Source organism: Bacillus sp. BB081 (assembly GCF_008368895.1).
GTDB classification, from domain to species: Bacteria; Bacillota; Bacilli; order Bacillales; family Bacillaceae_G; genus Bacillus_A; species Bacillus_A wiedmannii.
In genome coordinates this window covers 1-20,592 of record NZ_QOZX01000004.1, presented here as the reverse complement: position 1 = coordinate 20,592, position 20,592 = coordinate 1, and the positions used below count along the sequence as shown (strand labels likewise).

Annotated in this window: 17 protein-coding genes; 12 read left to right on the top strand and 5 right to left on the bottom strand. The window is 35.2% G+C overall.

Annotated features, from left to right (window positions below):
* The first annotated feature begins 358 nt into the window (after positions 1-358).
* The 4 genes from ald (at position 359) to DN394_RS02755 (ending at position 6,034) form a co-directional block, all read left to right on the top strand.
* Complete coding sequence (gene ald, locus DN394_RS02770; protein ID WP_001219752.1) at positions 359-1,492, top strand: alanine dehydrogenase; 1,134 nt, start codon at positions 359-361, stop codon at positions 1,490-1,492.
* A gap of 103 nt (positions 1,493-1,595) precedes the next feature.
* Complete coding sequence (locus DN394_RS02765; protein ID WP_001284892.1) at positions 1,596-3,011, top strand: amino acid permease; 1,416 nt, start codon at positions 1,596-1,598, stop codon at positions 3,009-3,011.
* 255 nt (positions 3,012-3,266) lie between these two features.
* Entirely contained in the window at positions 3,267-3,644 is a 378-nt protein-coding gene (locus DN394_RS02760; protein ID WP_000290207.1) for an ArsR/SmtB family transcription factor, read from the top strand.
* A 23-nt stretch (positions 3,645-3,667) separates the two neighbouring features.
* Positions 3,668-6,034, top strand: coding sequence for a heavy metal translocating P-type ATPase (locus tag DN394_RS02755; protein WP_048567114.1), 2,367 nt, complete (start codon positions 3,668-3,670; stop codon positions 6,032-6,034).
* A gap of 201 nt (positions 6,035-6,235) precedes the next feature.
* On the opposite strand, the gene DN394_RS02750 is transcribed toward DN394_RS02755, so the two are convergent.
* On the bottom strand, positions 6,236-7,699 hold the full coding sequence (locus tag DN394_RS02750) for a nicotinate phosphoribosyltransferase (RefSeq protein ID WP_000222903.1): 1,464 nt from the start codon (positions 7,697-7,699) through the stop codon (positions 6,236-6,238).
* A 199-nt stretch (positions 7,700-7,898) separates the two neighbouring features.
* Between DN394_RS02750 and DN394_RS02745 the strand changes: the two genes are divergently transcribed.
* The 3 genes from DN394_RS02745 to DN394_RS02735 all read left to right on the top strand — a co-directional run bounded on the left by DN394_RS02745 (position 7,899) and on the right by DN394_RS02735 (position 11,167).
* Positions 7,899-9,170 carry a helix-turn-helix domain-containing protein gene (locus DN394_RS02745; RefSeq protein WP_064449798.1) on the top strand — a complete coding sequence of 424 codons (1,272 nt, stop codon included), beginning with the start codon at positions 7,899-7,901 and terminating at the stop codon, positions 9,168-9,170.
* Between the two features lie 2 nt (positions 9,171-9,172).
* Complete coding sequence (locus DN394_RS02740) at positions 9,173-9,298, top strand: NprX family peptide pheromone (protein WP_000738188.1); 126 nt, start codon at positions 9,173-9,175, stop codon at positions 9,296-9,298.
* A gap of 168 nt (positions 9,299-9,466) precedes the next feature.
* Positions 9,467-11,167, top strand: a complete 1,701-nt coding sequence (locus DN394_RS02735; RefSeq protein ID WP_000730359.1) for a M4 family metallopeptidase — start codon at positions 9,467-9,469, stop codon at positions 11,165-11,167.
* 63 nt (positions 11,168-11,230) lie between these two features.
* On the opposite strand, the gene DN394_RS02730 is transcribed toward DN394_RS02735, so the two are convergent.
* A complete protein-coding gene (locus tag DN394_RS02730; protein WP_000852213.1) occupies positions 11,231-11,779 on the bottom strand; it encodes a TVP38/TMEM64 family protein in 549 nt (182 codons plus the stop codon).
* 400 nt (positions 11,780-12,179) lie between these two features.
* Between DN394_RS02730 and DN394_RS02725 the strand changes: the two genes are divergently transcribed.
* Together DN394_RS02725 and DN394_RS02720 are read left to right on the top strand one after the other, a co-directional pair.
* On the top strand, positions 12,180-12,698 hold the full coding sequence (locus tag DN394_RS02725; RefSeq protein ID WP_000822712.1) for an RNase A-like domain-containing lipoprotein: 519 nt from the start codon (positions 12,180-12,182) through the stop codon (positions 12,696-12,698).
* A 15-nt stretch (positions 12,699-12,713) separates the two neighbouring features.
* Positions 12,714-12,986, top strand: coding sequence for a hypothetical protein (locus DN394_RS02720; RefSeq protein WP_000288799.1), 273 nt, complete (start codon positions 12,714-12,716; stop codon positions 12,984-12,986).
* 48 nt (positions 12,987-13,034) lie between these two features.
* Here DN394_RS02720 and DN394_RS02715 read toward each other — a convergent pair whose 3' ends face one another.
* The 3 genes from DN394_RS02715 to DN394_RS02705 all read right to left on the bottom strand — a co-directional run bounded on the left by DN394_RS02715 (position 13,035) and on the right by DN394_RS02705 (position 17,060).
* Positions 13,035-14,297 (bottom strand): VanW family protein, encoded by a 1,263-nt coding sequence (locus DN394_RS02715; RefSeq protein WP_000777385.1) that lies wholly within the window; start codon positions 14,295-14,297, stop codon positions 13,035-13,037.
* A gap of 234 nt (positions 14,298-14,531) precedes the next feature.
* Positions 14,532-15,551, bottom strand: a complete 1,020-nt coding sequence (locus DN394_RS02710) for an LCP family protein (RefSeq protein ID WP_141545420.1) — start codon at positions 15,549-15,551, stop codon at positions 14,532-14,534.
* A gap of 330 nt (positions 15,552-15,881) precedes the next feature.
* Positions 15,882-17,060 carry a NupC/NupG family nucleoside CNT transporter gene (locus DN394_RS02705; protein WP_098704994.1) on the bottom strand — a complete coding sequence of 393 codons (1,179 nt, stop codon included), beginning with the start codon at positions 17,058-17,060 and terminating at the stop codon, positions 15,882-15,884.
* 91 nt (positions 17,061-17,151) lie between these two features.
* Here DN394_RS02705 and gloA2 point away from each other — a divergent pair, with 91 nt between their 5' ends.
* From gloA2 to aspA, 3 genes are all read left to right on the top strand, one after another.
* A complete protein-coding gene (gloA2, locus tag DN394_RS02700) occupies positions 17,152-17,538 on the top strand; it encodes an SMU1112c/YaeR family gloxylase I-like metalloprotein (RefSeq protein ID WP_048567112.1) in 387 nt (128 codons plus the stop codon).
* A gap of 107 nt (positions 17,539-17,645) precedes the next feature.
* Positions 17,646-18,944, top strand: a complete 1,299-nt coding sequence (locus DN394_RS02695) for a hemolysin family protein (RefSeq protein WP_000351385.1) — start codon at positions 17,646-17,648, stop codon at positions 18,942-18,944.
* Positions 18,945-19,116: 172 nt separating this feature from the next.
* Positions 19,117-20,550, top strand: a complete 1,434-nt coding sequence (gene aspA, locus DN394_RS02690) for an aspartate ammonia-lyase (RefSeq protein ID WP_149293588.1) — start codon at positions 19,117-19,119, stop codon at positions 20,548-20,550.
* Positions 20,551-20,592 lie beyond the last annotated feature (42 nt).

Here is a 20,592-nt window from a genome sequence, read left to right as displayed (position 1 = left end):
TGTTTTTTTAGGAAAAGAATATATCTCTAAAGTATTGTGTACAGTAATAAGTGTATATGTATACGTCGATACTTAGGTTTCTTACATTGTTACATTATTGTCGAATAATAAATGATTGCTTCTTATTTTTAGGGCGTATAATAAAAATAGAGTGATAGATAATGAAATGGCACGAAGATGCTAATAGAATCAATGTTCCATATATTTACACTATTCTAAATATATAAACTTTAAAAAAATGGTATGTTAGCGTTTTCATAACTTTTAAGTTATGCTAGAATAAGGACATAAGTTATTAATTATTACAAAAAGAAAAAAGAATCTCTTTTTTCTGTTAATTATAAGGGGGCATTTCATTATGCGTATTGGGGTACCAGCAGAAATTAAAAACAACGAAAACCGTGTGGCAATGACACCAGCAGGTGTTGTACATTTAATTCGTAACAATCACGAAGTATTCATTCAAAAGGGTGCAGGTTTAGGATCTGGTTTCACAGATGCTCAGTATGTTGAAGCGGGAGCAAAAATTGTTGATACAGCTGAAGAAGCTTGGAATATGGAAATGGTTATGAAAGTTAAGGAACCAGTTGAAAGCGAATACAAACACTTCAGCGAAGGTTTAATCTTATTCACATACTTACACTTAGCTCCAGAACCAGAATTAACAAAAGCATTAATCGAAAAGAAAGTTGTTTCTATTGCATATGAAACAGTACAATTAGAAAACCGTTCTCTACCATTACTTGCACCTATGAGTGAAGTAGCTGGTCGTATGGCTGCACAAATTGGTGCACAATTCCTTGAGAAAAACAAAGGCGGTAAAGGTATTTTACTTGCAGGTGTTCCAGGGGTTAAACGTGGTAAAGTAACAATCATCGGTGGTGGACAAGCTGGTACAAATGCTGCTAAAATTGCAGTTGGACTAGGTGCGGATGTAACAATCATCGACTTAAGTGCAGAACGTCTTCGTCAATTAGATGACATTTTCGGAAACCAAGTAAAAACTTTAATGTCTAATCCTTACAATATTGCAGAAGCTGTAAAAGAGTCTGATCTTGTAATCGGTGCAGTATTAATCCCAGGTGCAAAAGCGCCAAAACTTGTAACAGAAGAAATGATTCAATCAATGGAACCAGGTTCTGTTGTTGTAGATATCGCGATTGACCAAGGTGGTATTTTCGAAACAACTGACCGTATTACAACTCATGATAACCCAACTTACGAAAAACACGGCGTTGTTCATTATGCAGTTGCAAACATGCCAGGTGCGGTTCCACGTACATCAACTCTTGCATTAACAAACGTAACAGTACCATATGCAGTACAAATTGCTAACAAAGGCTACAAAGAAGCTTGCCTAGGAAACGCTGCATTACTAAAAGGTATTAACACATTAGACGGCTATGTAACATTCGAAGCAGTTGCAGAAGCTCACGGTGTAGAGTACAAAGGTGCTAAAGAATTATTAGAAGCAGAAACAGTATCTTGCTAATAGCAGCATTATACAAAATAAAATCGAACAATATATAAACCAACATGATAAGAGCTAAGAGTGAAGATCTCTTAGCTCTTCTTGGCAAAAGGGGGCATACATCGTGGCCAACCTATTTAAAAAGAAATCCGTTACGCAATTGTTAGGGGAAAGTAAAAGTAAAACTTTAACGAAAACGCTAGGGGCATTTGACCTAACAATGCTAGGGATTGGTGCGATAATTGGTACAGGAGTTCTAGTATTAACTGGATTAGTAGCAGCAAGAGATGCTGGTCCAGCAGTTATTTTCTCATTCATGATTGCAGCAATTGTTTGTGGATTTGCAGCTTTATGTTACGCAGAAGTTGCATCTACACTTCCTGTGTCAGGTAGTGTGTACACATATTCATATGCAACAATTGGTGAGTTTGTTGCCCATTTAATGGGATGGACATTGTTATCCGTATATGTCGTAACGACTGCCGCAGTAGCCGGAGGATGGACGGGTTATTTCCATAATTTAGTGAGCGGATTAGGGCTTGAAATTCCTAAAGCCTTGTTAACGATTCCATCGCAAGGTGGTATGGTAAACTTACCAGCAGTTATCGTTACGTTAGTGATAACTTGGTTATTATCACGAGGTACAAAAGAAAGTAAGCGTGTGAATAACATAATGGTATTAATTAAAATTGGTATTGTTGTTTTATTCATTGCAGTTGGTGTATTCTACGTAAAACCAGAAAACTGGATACCATTTGCACCGTACGGTTTAAGTGGAGTGTTCGCAGGGGGAGCAGCAGTATTCTTTGCTTTCTTAGGATTTGATGCATTAGCAACTTCTGCTGAAGAAGTAAAAAATCCGCAACGTGATCTACCGATTGGTATTATTGCTTCGTTAGTTATTTGTACAATCATTTATGTTGTAGTTTGTCTCGTTATGACAGGTATGGTTTCTTATAAAGAATTAGATGTACCAGAAGCTATGGCATATGTGTTAGAAGTTGTAGGACAAGACAAAGTAGCAGGTATAATCGCAATTGGAGCTGTAATTGGTATTATGGCTGTAATTTTCGCTTACATTTATGCAACAACTCGTGTATTCTTCGCAATGAGCCGTGACGGTTTATTGCCAAAATCTTTCGCGAAAATTAACAAGAAGACTGAAGCGCCAACATTTTCAGTTTGGTTAACAGGAATTGGTAGTGCTTTAATTGCTGGATTTATCGATTTAAAAGAATTGTCGAATTTAGCGAATATTGGAGCGTTATTAACATTCGCCATGGTTGGTGTAACTGTTATCATTCTTCGTAAAACGCATCCGAAATTACAACGTGGATTTATGGTACCACTTGTACCGATCTTACCGATTATTTCAGTTGCATGTTGTCTATTCTTAATGGTAAATTTACCATTAAAAACATGGATATACTTCGGTGTTTGGTTAGCAATCGGAGTAGTTGTATACTTTGTTTATTCGAAAAAACATAGTCATTTAAAAGACGATGGAAGTTCGCAGGATAATTTAGAACAAGCTAATTAAAAGGGATATAAGTATAGTAAGCCTTGTGCGTCTAGGGAGCGCGCAAGGCTTTTTTCTTTTGGGCAAAATGTACATCCTTTTTTGTATGAGAATGTAATGGATGCGGAAAATATGTGTACGCCTTATTAAAATGTGAACAAAATGTTCGGAAAAATGTATGAGATTTCATTGACACATATGAATGGACGCTCATATAATAAGAGTATAAGATATATGAATAATTGTTCATATGTTCAAATGAAGAGGTGAGCTATAATGGCTGTAAATAAAGTAGAAACACCACAAGAGACATGTTCTCAAACGATAATTCATGAAGAAGTTGTTGATCAAGTAAAACAAACAATTCCAACTGATGAAAGTTTAAGTAAAGTAGCAGAATTATTTAAAGTATTAGGTGATCGTACACGGACGAGAATATTACATGCATTATTTGAAGCTGAAATGTGTGTTTGTGATTTAGCTTATTTATTAGGAATGACACAATCATCTATTTCGCATCAGCTTCGTGTGTTAAAGCAAGCGAAACTTGTAAAGAATCGTAAAGAAGGAAAGGTCGTTTATTATTCGTTAGCTGACCAGCACGTAATTCATATCTTCGAGCAAGCGTTTGAACACGTAAACGAGGAAGAATAAAAAGAACGCGAGGAGGGAGAACGATGGCTGAAGCATTAGTGAAAAAGAAACTGGTGTTAGAAGGTTTAGATTGTGCGAACTGTGCAATGAAAATTGAAAAAGGCGTTGGGAATATAGAAGGAGTAAATTCTTGCTCTGTAAATTTCGCGACAAAAACAATGGTTTTAGAAACAGCACAAAATACAGAAAGCGAAGTTGTTACAGAAGCAAAACAACTCGTTACAAAATTAGAACCGCACATTAAAGTGCAAGAAGAAAACAACACAAAAGTAGCAAAAGAAGTGTTTATATTAGAAGGTTTAGATTGCGCGAACTGTGCGATGAAGATTGAAAATAAAGTGAAGGAAATGCCGTCTATTTCAGCAGCAACTGTTGATTTCGTATCAAAGAAATTAAGAGTTGAAGTAGCGAATAAAAGAGAATTAGAAGCGACTGTAGCAAATATAACAAATATCGTTCAAAAGTTAGAACCAGATGTGAAAGTTGTTCGTGAAGAAAAAGGTGGGCATGACCACGGACATAGTCACGACCATGGTGAAGCAAATGTGAAAAAGATGGTAGGACGATTAGTGGTCGGCGGAATTTTGACAGCAATTGCTGCATTAGCGGGCTTACCACAAATGATAACAATTCCGTTATTCGTCCTTGCGTATTTATTAATAGGCGGAGATATCGTTTGGAGAGCGGTAAGAAACATAACTCGCGGCCAAGTGTTCGATGAGAACTTCTTAATGGCAATTGCAACACTAGGGGCTTTTGCGATTCAACAATATTCAGAAGCTGTTGCGGTAATGCTATTCTATCAAGTAGGGGAACTATTCCAAAGTATTGCGGTCAATCGCTCCCGAAAGTCAATTACTTCATTAATGGATATCCGTCCTGATTATGCGAATGTGAAGGTTGGAAATGAAACGAAACAAGTATCACCAGAAGATGTACAAATCGGCGATTATATTATCGTGAAGCCTGGTGAGAAAGTACCATTAGACGGAAAAGTAGTTGAAGGAACATCAATGGTAGATACTTCAGCATTGACCGGTGAATCTGTACCACGTGAAGTCGAAGTTGGAAATGATGTATTAAGTGGTTTTGTGAACCAAAATGGTGTATTAACAATTGAAGTGACAAAAGAATTTGGTGAATCAACTGTATCAAAAATTTTAGATTTAGTTCAAAATGCAAGCAGTAAAAAAGCGCCAACAGAAAACTTTATTACGAAGTTCGCGCGTTACTACACTCCAGTTGTAGTTATTACAGCAGCGATCATGGCGTTTATTCCACCACTTATTTTAGAAGGAGCTACATTCTCAGAATGGATTTATAGAGCTTTAGTGTTCTTAGTAATCTCTTGTCCATGTGCGTTAGTTGTATCAATTCCTCTTGGATTCTTTGGAGGAATTGGTGGTGCATCTAAAAGTGGTGTGTTAATAAAAGGAAGTAACTATTTAGAAGCTTTAAATGATGTGAAATATATTGTTTTTGATAAAACAGGAACATTAACAAAAGGTGTCTTCAAAGTTACAAAAATGGAACCAAGCGAAGGTATTACAAATGAAGAATTATTAGAGTATGCAACATTTGCTGAAGTGTATTCTAATCATCCAATTGCACAATCTATTCGAAAGGCATACGGAAAATCAATTGATGAAAAAATAATCGATGAGTATAGCGAAATTTCTGGTCACGGTACAGTCGTAAAAGTACAAGGAAAAGAAATTTTTGCAGGTAATGCTAAATTAATGAAAAAAGAAAACATTACATTTAAGCAACCAGAAACGGTAGGTACATTAGTTCACGTTGCTGTAGATGGGGAATATGCAGGTTATATCGTTATCTCTGATGAGGTAAAAGAAGATTCAAAACAAGCAATTCAAAAATTAAAAGAACTAGGTATTAAGAAGACAGTCATGTTAACGGGTGATGCAAAATCCGTTGGTGAAGCTGTTGGTAAAGAATTAGGTTTAGATGAAGTTCACGCAGAACTATTACCGCAACAAAAAGTCGAAGAGATTGAAAAAATTGATGCGGCGAAGAACGGAAAAGAAAAAGTTGCTTTTGTTGGTGATGGTATTAATGACACACCGGTATTAGCAAGAGCAGATGTTGGTATTGCGATGGGTGGTTTAGGATCAGATGCAGCGATTGAGGCGGCAGACATCGTTATTATGACTGATGAGCCTTCAAAAATTGCAACAGCCTTAAATATTGCAAAACGCACACGACGCATTGTATGGCAGAATATCATCTTTGCATTAGGGGTAAAAGGATTAGTTTTATTACTTGGTGCTTTTGGTATTGCAACAATGTGGGAAGCTGTCTTCTCAGATGTTGGTGTGACACTACTTGCAGTGTTAAATGCAATGCGTGTACTACGAGTGAAAGATTTATAAAAAGAGGACGCAACCTGCGTCCTCTTTTTTAGGTTATTTTGTTGAAATTGACTCAATAAAATAATAACAAATATTATTTTATAAACGAATAACGTAATATTAAAATTTACAAATAAAAAATATTTGTCGTACTATTTTAATATATTTTCCACAAAGATACATATCGTATTGAAAAAACAGAGAAGGAAAAGCTTCTCTGTTTTATTTTTGTATATTTTTTTCAACTTGTTCTCGAACAGTTTGAATGTAATTCATTTTATGATCCCAACATTCTTGACTTAAATCGACAGGGTACTCTTCGGGATTTAAAGTTCGCATATATTCTTCCCAAAATAGTGCGAGACTCTGTTCGTTATATTTTTGAATATCTAATATATCTGGTAATTCATATGTTCTTTCGCCGTTAATGAAAATGTCTTTATGCAGTTCGCGTGCTTCAAAGTTTGTTACAAATTTACTTATATACGTGTGAACAGGATGAAACATTTTTAAACGTTCTTCTTTTCCTGGCTCTTCAGAATCTAATGCAATATAATCGCCTTCTGCATGATCGTTAACTCGATTGATAATGCGATAAATTCGTTTCAGTCCTGGAGTGGTAATTTTTTCAGGGTTAGATGAAATTTTAATTGTATCATTTAACTTTCCATCAGTATCTTCAATCGCAACTAGTTTATAGACAGCCCCTAACGCTGGTTGTTCAAAGGACGTAATTAATTTTGTTCCAACGCCCCATACATCAATTTTTGCGCCTTGAGATTTCAAGTGCATAATTGTGTATTCATCTAAATCGCTAGAAGCAATAATTTTTGTATTTGTAAACCCAGCTTCATCTAGTAGTTTTCTTGCCTTTTTAGATAAATAAGCCATATCACCACTATCAAGGCGAATTCCATAAAAATCGATACGATCCCCAAACTCTTTCGCGACGCGAATCGCATTTGGAACACCTGATTTTAAAGTGTCGTATGTATCAACGAGAAAGACACATTTTTTATGAGTTTCAGCGTATTTCTTAAACGCGACATATTCATCGCGATACGCTTGAACGAAAGAGTGAGCGTGTGTGCCTGCTACGGGTATTCCGAAGCGCTTCCCAGCCCGTACGTTACTCGTAGATGAGAAACCACCAATAAAGGCAGCGCGTGTGCCCCAAAGAGCAGCATCAAACTCGTGGGCACGTCTTGTGCCGAATTCTAAAAGTTCATCGTTATTTGCAGCGTGCTTCATACGAGCAGCTTTTGTTGCAATTAATGTTTGGTAATTCACAATGTTTAACAGGGCAGTTTCAATAATTTGTGCTTCGCCGAGCGGTGCATCAACACGTAATAAAGGCTCGTTATTAAATACAACTTCACCTTCTTGCATACTTCGAACGGTCCCAGTGAATTTCATATTTTGTAAATACTGAAGGAATTCTTCTTCAAATTGTAATTCTGCTAAATAAGCGATATCGCTTTCGGTAAAGCTGAAGTTTTCTATGTACTCTACAATCTTTTCAAGGCCAGCAAAAACAGCATAACCGTTTTCGAATGGAAGCTTTCGAAAGTATAAATCAAACACCGAGCGGCGATTATGAATACCATCTTTCCAATATGTATAAGCCATATTAATTTGATATAAATCTGTATGTAAGGCATAGCTATCGTCTTTATAATAAGTCATCGCGAAAACACCTCCATAATTTGGTTATAGTATACCAATTTTTCATTGCTCGTAGCAAAGAATGGATATGGAAGTAGAGTCAAGAGGGAAAAAAATGAAATATTGCATATTTTTTAGAAAATTAACATTTATCAATTTATATTTCTCAAGATTTTATGTATTATTAGAGTAATGGGGGTAATGAGAATGGAGGAGGACAATGCAACAAACATTAGAAAAAATAGGCAAACAAGTCTTTTATAAACGGCTACAGCAAAAAATGACACAAGAAGAATTATGTCAGGGCATTTGTTCTGTCTCATACTTAAGCAAAATCGAAAATGGAAAGATCGAAGCATCAGAAGAGATTCTACAATTGCTCTGCACAAGGTTAGAAATTGCCGTGACGGATTTGAGAGATGTAGAAGAAGATGTGAAGGGGAAGCTAGATGAATGGTTGAATGCACTAGTTCATTTGGACAAGCCACAAGTAGAGCGCATATATGAAGAATTACAAGGTGAAATGAAGCATGTTTTGGATTTTGAAATTATAAATTATTATAGACTGCTTTATACGCGTTATTTAATTATGAAACGAGATTTTCTTGCTGTTGAAGAAGAATTAGAGAGATTAAAAAAGATGTACAAAAAGTATTCGCCATTTCAGAAATTATTATATACGTATAGTAAAGGTCTATATTATTTTTTACAGCATAAATATAAAACGGCCTTAGATTATTTAGTTCAAACTGAAGTGATGGCGAAAGAACAAGGCTATTATGAAACTGGAATCTATTATAATTTAGCTCTTGTTTATAATGAATTAGAAATAGAACATATGGCTTTACATTTTGCTCATTTAGCTATGGAAGGCTTTAAGAATGAATATAAATTTCGTCATGTGATTAATTGCCAGTTATTAATAGGGTTAAGTTATATACAGAAAAAACAATATAACGAAGCTTTAGGAATTTATAGAAATATTTTAAGAGAGGCTAATTCTTTTGCGGATAAAGATAACATAACAGCGATTGCTCTAAATAACATGGGGTATTTACATTACCATTTAAAGGATTATGCAAAAGCGAAAGAGTATTATTTACAATGTTTACAATACAAGAAGGAAGAAGATTTAGATTACATTGATGCTGTATATGAGATTGCATTGCAATGTATTGAATTGAAGGAATTTGAAGAAGTAAAAGAGTGGATTAATAAAGGGATAGAAGTTGCGAAAAGAGATGAGAAGTATAAAAGTATGTTATATACACTTTTAATACTTCAATATAAATATTTTGAAGAGAAGGGGGTGTATAAAAAGTTTTTAGAAACAGAAGCTTTAACATTTTTTAAGCAAGAGGAAAATAAAAAAGATTTAAAAAAGGTATATTTAGAATTAGCAAAATATCATGAAGAAGTATTAGAATTCCAAGAAAGTAATCGGTATTATAGACTAACTATTAATTTATTAGAAGAAAAGGGAGGAAGATGAATATGAAGAAAATGATTTTTGGTGCACTAGCATTAGTGGCTATATTAGTAGTGTTAGAACCTCAATATGCTTGGACTGGAGATATGTATGGTCAAGCTAAAGAAGTAATAGAAGTAATAAATTCTTAATGAGAAACCCCTTTCCAATTGGAAAGGGGTTTTTTCAATATTTGTTCCTCAAAATTCTACAAAACTTGAGAAAATAATTATTTGAATTTTTAGTATATTAATAGTGAAAACATAGTGCTACGATAAAACTACTCTTTTTCAAAAAATAATTTATTAGGGGGAAGATTCATGAAAAAGAAAAGTTTAGCGTTAGTGTTAGCGGCAGGAATGGCAGTTACAACGTTTGGAGGGACAGGCTCTGCATTTGCGGATTCTAAAAATGTGCTCTCTACGAAGAAGTACAATGAAACGGTGCAATCACCTGAGTTTATTTCTGGTGATTTAACTGGAGCGACTGGTAAGAAAGCAGAATCTGTTGTGTTTGATTACTTAAACGCGGCAAAAGGTGATTACAAACTAGGGGAAAAGAGTGCGCAAGATTCTTTCAAAGTGAAACAAGTGAAAAAAGATGCTGTAACTGATGCAACAGTAGTACGTATGCAACAAGTATATGAAGGAGTACCTGTATGGGGATCTACTCAAGTAGCTCACGTAAGTAAAGATGGTTCTTTAAAAGTATTGTCTGGAACAGTTGCGCCTGATTTAGACAAAAAGGAAAAGTTGAAGAATAAAAATAAGATCGAAGGCGCAAAAGCAATTGAAATCGCGCAGCAAGATTTAGGTGTAAAACCGAAATATGAGGTAGAACCAAAAGCGGACTTATATGTATATCAAAATGGTGAAGAAACAACATATGCATACGTTGTGAATCTAAACTTCTTAGATCCAAGCCCAGGAAACTACTACTATTTCATTGAAGCAGAAAGCGGTAAAGTATTAAATAAATATAATAAACTTGATCATGTAGCAAATGAAGATAAGTCACCGGTTAAGCAAGAAGCTCCTAAACAAGAAGCAAAGGCGGTTGTAAAGCCTGTAACAGGAACGAATAAAGTAGGAACTGGTAAAGGTGTATTAGGAGATACAAAGTCGCTTAATACAACGTTATCTGGATCGTCTTACTACTTACAAGATAATACGCGCGGAGCAACGATTTTCACATATGATGCGAAAAACCGCTCAACATTACCAGGAACATTATGGGCAGATGCGGATAATGTTTTCAATGCAGCTTATGATGCAGCGGCAGTAGATGCTCATTACTATGCGGGTAGAACATATGATTATTATAAAGCTACATTTAATAGAAACTCTATTAATGATGCAGGAGCTCCGTTAAAATCGACAGTTCATTACGGAAGTAAGTATAATAATGCGTTCTGGAATGGCTCACAAATGGTATACGGAGATGGTGATGGTGTAACGTTTACTTCATTATCTGGTGGAATTGATGTAATTGGTCACGAATTAACGCATGCTGTTACGGAAAACAGCTCAGATTTAATTTATCAAAATGAATCAGGAGCGCTAAATGAAGCAATTTCTGATATTTTTGGTACTTTAGTAGAATTCTATGATAACCGAAACCCAGATTGGGAGATTGGTGAAGATATTTATACGCCTGGTAAAGCAGGAGATGCGCTTCGTTCTATGAGTGATCCAGCGAAATATGGTGACCCAGACCATTATTCTAAGCGTTACACTGGTTCAAGTGATAACGGTGGAGTTCATACGAACAGTGGTATCATTAACAAACAAGCTTATTTATTAGCAAATGGCGGTACACATTCTGGTGTAACTGTAACTGGTATTGGTAAAGATAAGTTAGGTGCAATTTATTACCGCGCAAACACACAATATTTCACGCAATCTACTACATTTAGCCAAGCTCGTGCTGGTGCAGTACAAGCTGCAGCTGATTTATATGGTGCGACTTCTGCGGAAGTAGCAGCAGTGAAGCAATCATTTAGTGCTGTTGGTGTAAACTAAGGGTTTAAGAGAGTATTATTAATAAAATACTTCAAAAATAAAGAAGGAGCCTATGCTCCTTCTTTATTTTTTTCTCCATTTTTTCCACAAATAAAACAATCCAATAGCGCCCGCAATTGTTACAATCCACTTCGCTTCATTCGTTCCATTCATGACATGATAGGCAGAATATACTTCGATTAACAAAGCCGGTATTTTACCTATTGTGCTGGCAATACTGAAAGAGAGTAATGACATTTTGCCTAGAGCGGCAAATAAAGTAACGATACTAGATGGGATGAAGGGTATGAATCGAAACGATAGAACGAGTAGAAAGGCCTCTCTACCTTCTACATAAAGTAGGCGTTCTACCTTTGGATACTTATTTACTTTGTTGTGAGTGAATTTCTGAAGGCCTATACGATAAATATAAAACGAGATAATAGCCCCTAATGCCTCACCAGTGATCGAAATAATAGTTCCATTCGTTACACCAAATAGCTGTATGTTAATAGCGGTCAAAAAAATACTAGGGATAAAACCTAAAAGACTGATGATGACGTTAATTAAGATACTAAGTGGAATTGCGATTGAATAATAGTCTGTTAAGAAGTTTTGAATTGTTTCAGCCATTGTTTAAAATCCTTTATCTTTTTTTGCATTACACCATATTTCTATTGTGTAGGCAAGTGCAAATTTACATAATGTAGGAAACTGTTGATAAAATGCCGTGTGTATACCTTATATGGGTATTGGGTATATAAAATAAGGGGTATATTATTCTAGTTTGGAAAACACCGAACAAATCCTGTATTTAAAAGGTTTGTTCGGTGTTTTTAAGTGGTGATTAAAGTCGGGAAATAATCAAAAAAACATAGGGGTATATTTCAGAGAGGGTCCAAAATAGTAGTTTAATGAAATTAGGGTGGTAATATGGCAAAATTGATGAGGAATTTTAAAAATGTATATGTTTTTTCGTTGTGAAATTGACTTTTAGTGAAGTTACGATAATAATCATGGAAGAGGTGATATGATGAAACGAATAAGTAGTCTTTTCTTGAGTAGTTTATTGGCATTAATGCTGATCTTAAGTGGATGTGCAGGAAAAGAACAAAAAACAGAGAAACAAACAGGGAATCAATCGACATCAGTAGAAAAAATTAGTGATAATATTTTAGATGAAATGGAAGGGCCACCTAAAAATGGTCATACAATTGAAAGACATGTAGGAAAATCAGAAGAGGATTTGAAGAATCGCTTGAAGACAGATAAAGTATCAGCGGCAAGTACATACTATGATAAGGAAACAGCGACGAAAGCTGTAAAAGATAGTTTGAAGCAGCATGATAAGGAAATTCAAGATTGGTTAAAAAATTCTAAAGAGGCTCGTCTCGTATTAAATACAACTCATTCATTCCCAGTTGGAAAAACGGTAATAAAGAAAAATATGAATGTAAAAGACAAGTTAGTAAAAACTGTTACTGTTTTGGCGAGAGATAAGTCAGGAGATTTAGGATATAAGATCATTACTTCTTATCCATCTGATAAATAAGAAGGGGGAGTAAATATGTATACGACATTACAATATTTTCTCAAATCGTATTGTACGTTAAGTATCCATGAGGATGAAATAGTAGGCGTGATGGAAGAGTTTATAGAGCAAGAAGATGAAGAAATTGTTTTGAAATTACGCGATGAATTATTATATATGAAGAAAAAGAACGCTTGGGAAGAGGCGTGCGTATTAGCTGCGAAGCAAGGAAATCGCATGTGGTCTTTAGAAGAAACGAAAGACCATCTTGAAGCTTTTTTACTATTATTGCAAAAGAAAAAGGCGTGAGTAGATCACGCCTTTTTTGTTTTTTAAATTTATTCGTTTGATAGTGTCTTATTGTTTTGGAGCGCTTTTATATACGCTTTTTGAAATTTGTCCATTAGATAGTACTTCACCGTTTTGTGTTACTTTTTTATATGTAACTGCTGTTATTTTATCATTAGTCCTGCTAATTACTTGAGAAGACACTTCAACATTTTTACCAGTATTTGTTCCGAAAATACGAGTAGTAATACTGCCTCCATTTGAAAATGCTTGAATATAAATATGATTGCCTGTATTGTTTTTAAATTTTAAATCCGGACCATAATCTGCCACTGCTGCATCTTGCCCAAGTGGTAAATAATTTACGGGCATAGAATGATTGCTTCGAGAAACAATTCCTAAATCTGCCCTTAAAGCTGCGCTATATAATGTGCTACTAACTTGGCAAACGCCTCCGCCTGCACTTTGTATAACCTTACCTTGTGAATATACGGCTGCGGATTTATAACCATGTGCAGCATCCGTTACACCAACGCGGCCATTAAAACTAAACGTTTCATCAGGTGCGACAATCACTCCACTTAAAGTATTAGCTGACTTATTTACGTTATAGGATTGATTTCCATTACGGCCAGCCATAGGAGTTGAATATTCAGCAATTACTTCTTTAATCCCCATTTTCTGTATATCTTCTGTAGAACGCTCAGGTTTTAATAGTGTAACTGGTAATGTAACGTCCGATGAGCCAGAAGTGATGGCCTGTTTCGTTAAATCAGTTAACTTTCCTTTATCAATTTTTTCTCCATTTTGACTTTGGCTAATATTTACTGTAGAGCCTTCAACACTTAATTCGGCATTAACAGGATTTTTTAATGTGTCATTATATTTATCCTTCATAAAGCTTTCATAAGCAGTTGTATTTAATTGAGCTGTTAATTTATAGTCACGTTTTAATTCACCGTTTTCGGCCTGCTTCCGCATTTGGTAACGATTTATTGCATTTCCTTCTTGTTCTTTAAAGATTTTGTCGATAATATCTTTTTCTTTATAATTTATACCTAAATCTTTCCATGTGTAAGTTTGTTTATCATTTTGGAATATGTAGGTAAGAGATTTTTGATCTAATTCAGTTACCTTTTGATTAATAATTTTTTGAATATCTTTTTTATTTTTTCCATCGAGAGAAATACCTTCAAATGTAGTATTTGGTAATGCAGTAGTATTTAATTGATTATTTAGTTTGGATACATATTGATATCCACCAACACCGCCTACACAAAGTAATATGCCTCCAGTAATTGCAGAACCAATCAGTATTTTACTTAGCTTCATTTATTTCCCCCCAGAAATTTTTGTATAAATATATGTATTACATTTTTTGTATAAAAATGATGAAAATAACATTATGTACGTACTAGTATACTATTATTTCCACTATGTGTGTAATGTTTTTATAAAAAACGTTACACTGTTGTAACAATTGTCTCTTTTTGTCACAATATGTACGAGAAATATGTTGAAAATTATAATAAAAAGGCTGTCTAGAAAGATCTAGCAGCCTTTTTATTATAATTTTTTATGTTCATTTTTATTCGTAACACCGAGATGTTCTTGTAGTGTTGTCGAAATATTATTGACGCTTTTTTCATTTGGAACGTAATAATAAATACCATCTATATATTTATCAGTACCTTCTACTTGCATTTTGTCCATTTTTAGATTGGAATCCATTGAATTTTTGGCAATTGTCATCATATCATCAAAAGTTAAATTTGTTTTTAAGTCTTTATCGACAGCGTCTAGTAGACCACCGATTTTATTAATGGAATTAAGAGATAGTGCTTTTTCAGCAATAGCTTCTAAAACAAGCTGTTGTCGTTGGCCGCGCATGTAATCACTATCGATATGACGAGTTCTAGCTAGTGCTAATGCCTCTTCTCCATTTAAATGTTGGCGTCCTTTTTTGAGGTGAATTGCATCTGCTTCGTCTTTACTATTTTGTTCTGTAAACTCAACTGGAACATCGACAGTAATACCACCAAGAGAATCGACAATTTTGATAAATGATTTAAAGTTAAATTTTACATAGTAATCAACTGGAACATCTAAAAATTTCTCCACGGTATCAATTGTGCTGTCCACACCACCGAATACGTGCGCATGTGTAATTTTATCGTATTTATCACGTGATTTAATGTAGACACGTGAGTCACGTGGAATACTCACAAGTTTAACAGATTTATCGTTTTTATTAATTGTTGCAAGTAATAGCGCATCCGTACGAGTTGCTTTTCCGTAATTCTTGTCCCTAATATCACTTTCATCAACACCCATAATAAGTACAGAAATGTTGTCAGTCATAGGTTTCACGGCTTTTTCACGTTTGCTGGATTTATCCCCGCGGCCCAGTTCAGAGTAGGCATTACTTAACACAGATTTCGCTTTACTGTATATATGGAAGGAATAGCCTCCTGCTCCAAGTGCTATAATCAGTAATGGAATAAGAAGGAACCAGAGTAGGCGTTTTTTCTTTGAGCGTCCTTTTTTGGATCGGGTGTCTTTGTTCATATCATCGGATTTCATCATTTTTCTCCTTTAAAACTATCAAAGTGTATACATCTAGAAGCGCATTCAAACACATAAAAAATATTGTACGCTAAATAAAAGCGATTGTACATGTATAAAAAATAGATGTCTTGATTATTTATCCTGCATTAACGGGCAGTAAAACTCCCACCTCAAAGTCCAGCGAATGCAAGGAAGTTAGGTGGGAGTTAACTGCCCGTAAAAGCCCGATTGGTTCAACTAATACTCAGAGGGGGATAGCCCCCTCTGAGTAAAGTTTCACTTTATAAGACATCTATTCGTTATTGTATACAAAAGATAGGGATAAGAAAATGATAAAATTTTACCTAATTACAACATAATGCTTACGATAATTGCAGATAAAATGCTAACGAGAGTAGCTCCATATAGTAATTTAAGGCCAAATCTGGCAACGACGTTTCCTTGTTCTTCGTTTAATCCTTTTACCGCACCTGAAATGATACCGATAGAAGAGAAGTTGGCAAAAGAGACGAGGAAAACAGAAATAATACCAACTGTACGAGGAGAAAGGCTATTAGAAATTTTATTAAGGTCCATCATTGCTACAAACTCATTCGTTACAAGCTTCGTTGCCATAATGCTACCAGCTGTGACAATTTCAGAACTAGGTACACCGATAAGGAATGCAACAGGCGCAAATACGTAGCCGATTAATTGCTGGAAAGTAATGCCGAATATAATGAGGAATAGGTCATTAATGCAACTAATTAATGCGACGAATCCGATAAGCATAGCGCCGACAACGATGGCTACGCGAAAGCCATCTAGAATGTATTCTCCAAGCATTTCAAAAAAGCTTTGCTTTTCGCCTTTAATTTCTAAAATATCTTCTTCATCTTTCACGTCGTAAGGGTTAATGATGAGTACGATAATAAAACCACTAAATAAATTGAGAACGAGTGCGGTTACTACATATTTAGGTTCAATCATCGTCATATAGGCACCTACGATGGACATAGATACGGTTGACATGGCAGATGCACAAAGTGTATAAAGACGGTGTTTTGGAATTTGAGCTAATTGTTTTTTAACCGTAATAAAAACTTCTGATTGGCCTACAATGGCAGATGCGATAGCGTTATAAGATTCTAATTTCCCAAGACCATTTATTTTACTAAGGAAGTAACCGATCCAATGAATAAAGAATGGTAATATTTTAAAATGCTGTAATATACCAATTAAAACAGAAATGAAGACAATTGGTAATAAGACAGTAAGGAAAAATGACATTTCACCTTTATTGGCAAGACCGCCAAATACGAAGTTTATACCATCAGCAGCATACTCGAGTAGTTTTGTAAACAGACTGGAAATGCCCCGAATAAGTATGAGACCGATTTCTGTATTTAATAATAAATAGGTTAAAATCAACTGTATAATAAGCATGATGAAAATTGGTTTAAATTTAATATGTTTCTTATTGTTGCTAGCAATATAAGCAAGGAAGAAAACAACGATAAGTCCCACGAAAAAAGTAATAAATTTCATAGTAAGCCCCCTAAAAGAGATATTCTGCTATATATGTTTTTCATTTCAAGGGAGAATATGCATCTTTGGTAAAGAAAGGAATAGAGAAGTCATGAATATAAGTAGAGTGCATCACGTTGCAATTATTTGTTCGAATTATGAAGTGTCAAAAGATTTTTATACTCGGATATTGGGGTTTAAAGCGATAAATGAAGTATATAGAAAGGAACGAGATTCTTATAAGTTAGATTTATGTGTAGGGGAAGAGTATCAAATTGAATTATTTTCATTTCCAAATCCACCTGAGCGCCCAAGTTTCCCAGAAGCGGCTGGACTTAGACATTTAGCATTTGCTGTTACAAATATAGGAGAGGCTGTAAACCATTTAAAACAATGCGGTGTGGAGACTGAAGCGATACGTATGGATGAAATAACCGGAAAAAAATTCGTCTTTTTTCAAGACCCTGACGGCCTACCTTTAGAATTGTATGAGGTTTGAAATTGGTGAATTTTATATAGGGTTGCTTTTGCGTAAATGAAGAAACTAAAGTGAAACTTCTTTTTAAAAGGAGGTGTAACTTTAGCTAAGAAAGCTAAAGGGTATATGTGGATATTATAAAATTATTGATGGTAGCCATCCTTATTGCATTAACAGGTTTTTTTGTAGCTGTTGAGTTTGCAATTATTAAGGTGCGTAGCAGTCGTATTGATCAACTCGTTAGTGAAAAACGACGAGGAGCATTGGCAGCTAAAAAAGTAACTTCGAATTTAGATGAGTATTTATCAGCGTGTCAGTTAGGTATTACAATTACTGCTTTAGGGCTTGGGTGGTTAGGAGAGCCAACTATAAAACATTTACTCGAGCCGTTGTTTTTAAAACTACATTTATCTCCTGCAATTGCAAGTACAGTTTCATTTATTATTGCCTTTGCAGTGATTACATTTTTACATGTTGTCATTGGTGAACTTGCTCCGAAGACGCTCGCTATACAAAGGGCAGAGCAAGTTAGCTTATTATTATCGAAGCCAATTATTTACTTTTATCGAGTAATGTATCCGTTTATTTGGGCTTTAAATGGTTCTGCAAGGCTTGTGACAGGGTTATTCGGATTACATCCGGCTTCTGAACATGAAGTTGCTCATTCGGAGGAAGAATTACGATTAATCTTATCCGAGAGTTATGAGAGCGGAGAGATTAATCAAAGGGAATTTAAATATGTAAATAATATTTTTGAATTCGATAATAGAGTCGCAAAGGAAATTATGGTACCTCGTACGGAAGTTGTAGGTTTATATGAGGACGAACCATTTGAAACACATATTAAAATAATCGCACAAGAGAAGTACACGAGATATCCCGTATTTGGTGAAGATAAAGATGAAATCATTGGGATGGTTAATGTAAAGGATTTATTTATTCGTTATATGGACGGTAATCGAGATGAGGAGTGCTCAATTACGCCATATACAAGGCCAGTTATTGAAGTGCTAGAAAATATTCCTATACATGATTTGTTATTACAAATGCAAAGAAAACGAATTCCATTAGCTGTATTATATGATGAATATGGCGGTACAGCGGGTATTGTTACACTAGAGGATATTTTAGAAGAAATTGTTGGAGAAATCCGAGATGAATACGATGAAGATGAACACCCGCCTATAGAGCATATAAGTGAAGGGTGTAAGATCGTAGAGGGAAAGGTGCTTATTAGTGAAGTAAATGATTTATTTGGTATACACTTGATCGCTGATGATGTAGATACAATTGGTGGCTGGATTATGGTACAAAAGCAAATCGTTGCTGAAGGAGATATTATTGAAAAACACGGCTTTTCTTTTAAAGTCCTTGAAAAGGATATGCATCAAATTAAACGAGTGGAAATAAAGAAGGTAGAAGAATGATTTTCTATAAATTTTTATAAAAAGTATATATAGAAAAATAAATGTTTGCGCTTTCAAAAAAGGTGCTATATAGTGAAGGTGGATACTGAAAAATTCTTCTGAATGATACTCGTATTTTTAGAGGGCGAATTTTTTAGATAGGGATTTAGAATGAAAAGTATAGGTGATGAAAATGATAGCAACGAAGGATATACGGATAGAAAAAGATTTTTTAGGTGAAAAGGAAGTACCGAGTGTAGCTTATTATGGGGTACAAACATTACGTGCTGTAGAAAACTTCCCGATTACAGGATATCGCATTCATCCGTCACTCATTACGGCAATGGCAATTGTGAAAAAAGCGGCGGCTCTTGCAAATATGGATACTGGTTACTTAGCGAAAGACATTGGACATGAAATTGCAGAAGCAGCGCAAGAAATTGTTGATGGAAAATACCACGATCAATTTATCGTGGATCCAATCCAAGGCGGTGCTGGAACTTCTATTAATATGAATACAAATGAAGTAATCGCTAATCGAGCGTTAGAACGTATGGGATATGAAAAAGGCGAGTATGCAAAAATTAGCCCAAACACTCATGTAAACATGGCTCAATCAACAAATGATGCGTTTCCGACGGGAATTCATATTGCAACTCTTATGATGTTAGAAGAACTTCTTATTACAGTGGAAGAACTTCATTCTGCTTTCCGTGCAAAAGCAAAAGAGTTCGATCACGTCATTAAAATGGGACGTACACATTTACAAGATGCTGTTCCGATTCGTCTTGGACAAGAATTTGAAGCGTATAGCCGAGTGCTTGCGCGTGATATAAAAAGAATTAAACAGTCTCGCCAACATTTATATGAAGTGAACATGGGGGCGACAGCTGTTGGTACGGGATTAAATGCAAACCCTACCTACATTGAACAAGTGGTTAAACACTTGCGAACATTTAGCGGATTCCCACTTGTTGGTGCAGAGCATTTAGTTGATGCAACGCAAAACACAGATGCATACACAGAAGTATCTGCGGCATTAAAAGTATGTATGATGAACATGTCTAAAATTGCAAACGATCTTCGCATTATGGCATCTGGTCCACGTGTTGGATTGGCGGAAATTCAATTACCAGCTCGCCAACCAGGTTCATCTATTATGCCAGGTAAAGTAAATCCTGTTATGGCAGAAGTAATTAATCAAGTTGCTTTCCAAGTAATTGGTAATGATCATACAATTTGCTTAGCATCAGAAGCAGGACAATTAGAGTTAAACGTAATGGAGCCTGTACTCGTATTTAATTTAATTCAATCTATTAGTATTATGAATAACGGATTCCGTGTATTCCGGGAATATTGTATTAAAGGAATTACAGCAAATGAAGAATTGCTGAAGCAATATGTTGAGAAAAGTGTTGGAATTATTACAGCGGTGAACCCTCATATTGGTTACGAAGCAGCATCTCGTATTGCACGTGAAGCAATTGAAACAGGAAAATCTGTTAGGGAGCTATGTTTAGAACATGGTGTACTGACAGAAGAAGAATTGGATATTATTTTAGATCCGTTCGAAATGACGCATCCCGAAATTGCTGGAGCTTCTTTATTAAAGAATAAGAAGATGTAATATGAAAAAAACACCGATCCATTTTGAAGTGAACCCGAATAG

Coding starts and splice junctions, on each gene's coding strand:
- DN394_RS02720 (WP_000288799.1), top strand. CDS start 12,714: ATGTATACGACATTACAATATTTTCTCAAATCGTATTGTACGTTAAGT.
- DN394_RS02755 (WP_048567114.1), top strand. CDS start 3,668: ATGGCTGAAGCATTAGTGAAAAAGAAACTGGTGTTAGAAGGTTTAGAT.
- DN394_RS02745 (WP_064449798.1), top strand. CDS start 7,899: ATGCAACAAACATTAGAAAAAATAGGCAAACAAGTCTTTTATAAACGG.
- DN394_RS02750 (WP_000222903.1), bottom strand. CDS start 7,699: ATGACTTATTATAAAGACGATAGCTATGCCTTACATACAGATTTATAT.
- DN394_RS02710 (WP_141545420.1), bottom strand. CDS start 15,551: ATGATGAAATCCGATGATATGAACAAAGACACCCGATCCAAAAAAGGA.
- DN394_RS02725 (WP_000822712.1), top strand. CDS start 12,180: ATGAAACGAATAAGTAGTCTTTTCTTGAGTAGTTTATTGGCATTAATG.
- DN394_RS02705 (WP_098704994.1), bottom strand. CDS start 17,060: ATGAAATTTATTACTTTTTTCGTGGGACTTATCGTTGTTTTCTTCCTT.
- DN394_RS02735 (WP_000730359.1), top strand. CDS start 9,467: ATGAAAAAGAAAAGTTTAGCGTTAGTGTTAGCGGCAGGAATGGCAGTT.
- DN394_RS02740 (WP_000738188.1), top strand. CDS start 9,173: ATGAAGAAAATGATTTTTGGTGCACTAGCATTAGTGGCTATATTAGTA.
- DN394_RS02760 (WP_000290207.1), top strand. CDS start 3,267: ATGGCTGTAAATAAAGTAGAAACACCACAAGAGACATGTTCTCAAACG.
- aspA (WP_149293588.1), top strand. CDS start 19,117: ATGATAGCAACGAAGGATATACGGATAGAAAAAGATTTTTTAGGTGAA.
- DN394_RS02730 (WP_000852213.1), bottom strand. CDS start 11,779: ATGGCTGAAACAATTCAAAACTTCTTAACAGACTATTATTCAATCGCA.
- DN394_RS02715 (WP_000777385.1), bottom strand. CDS start 14,297: ATGAAGCTAAGTAAAATACTGATTGGTTCTGCAATTACTGGAGGCATA.
- ald (WP_001219752.1), top strand. CDS start 359: ATGCGTATTGGGGTACCAGCAGAAATTAAAAACAACGAAAACCGTGTG.
- gloA2 (WP_048567112.1), top strand. CDS start 17,152: ATGAATATAAGTAGAGTGCATCACGTTGCAATTATTTGTTCGAATTAT.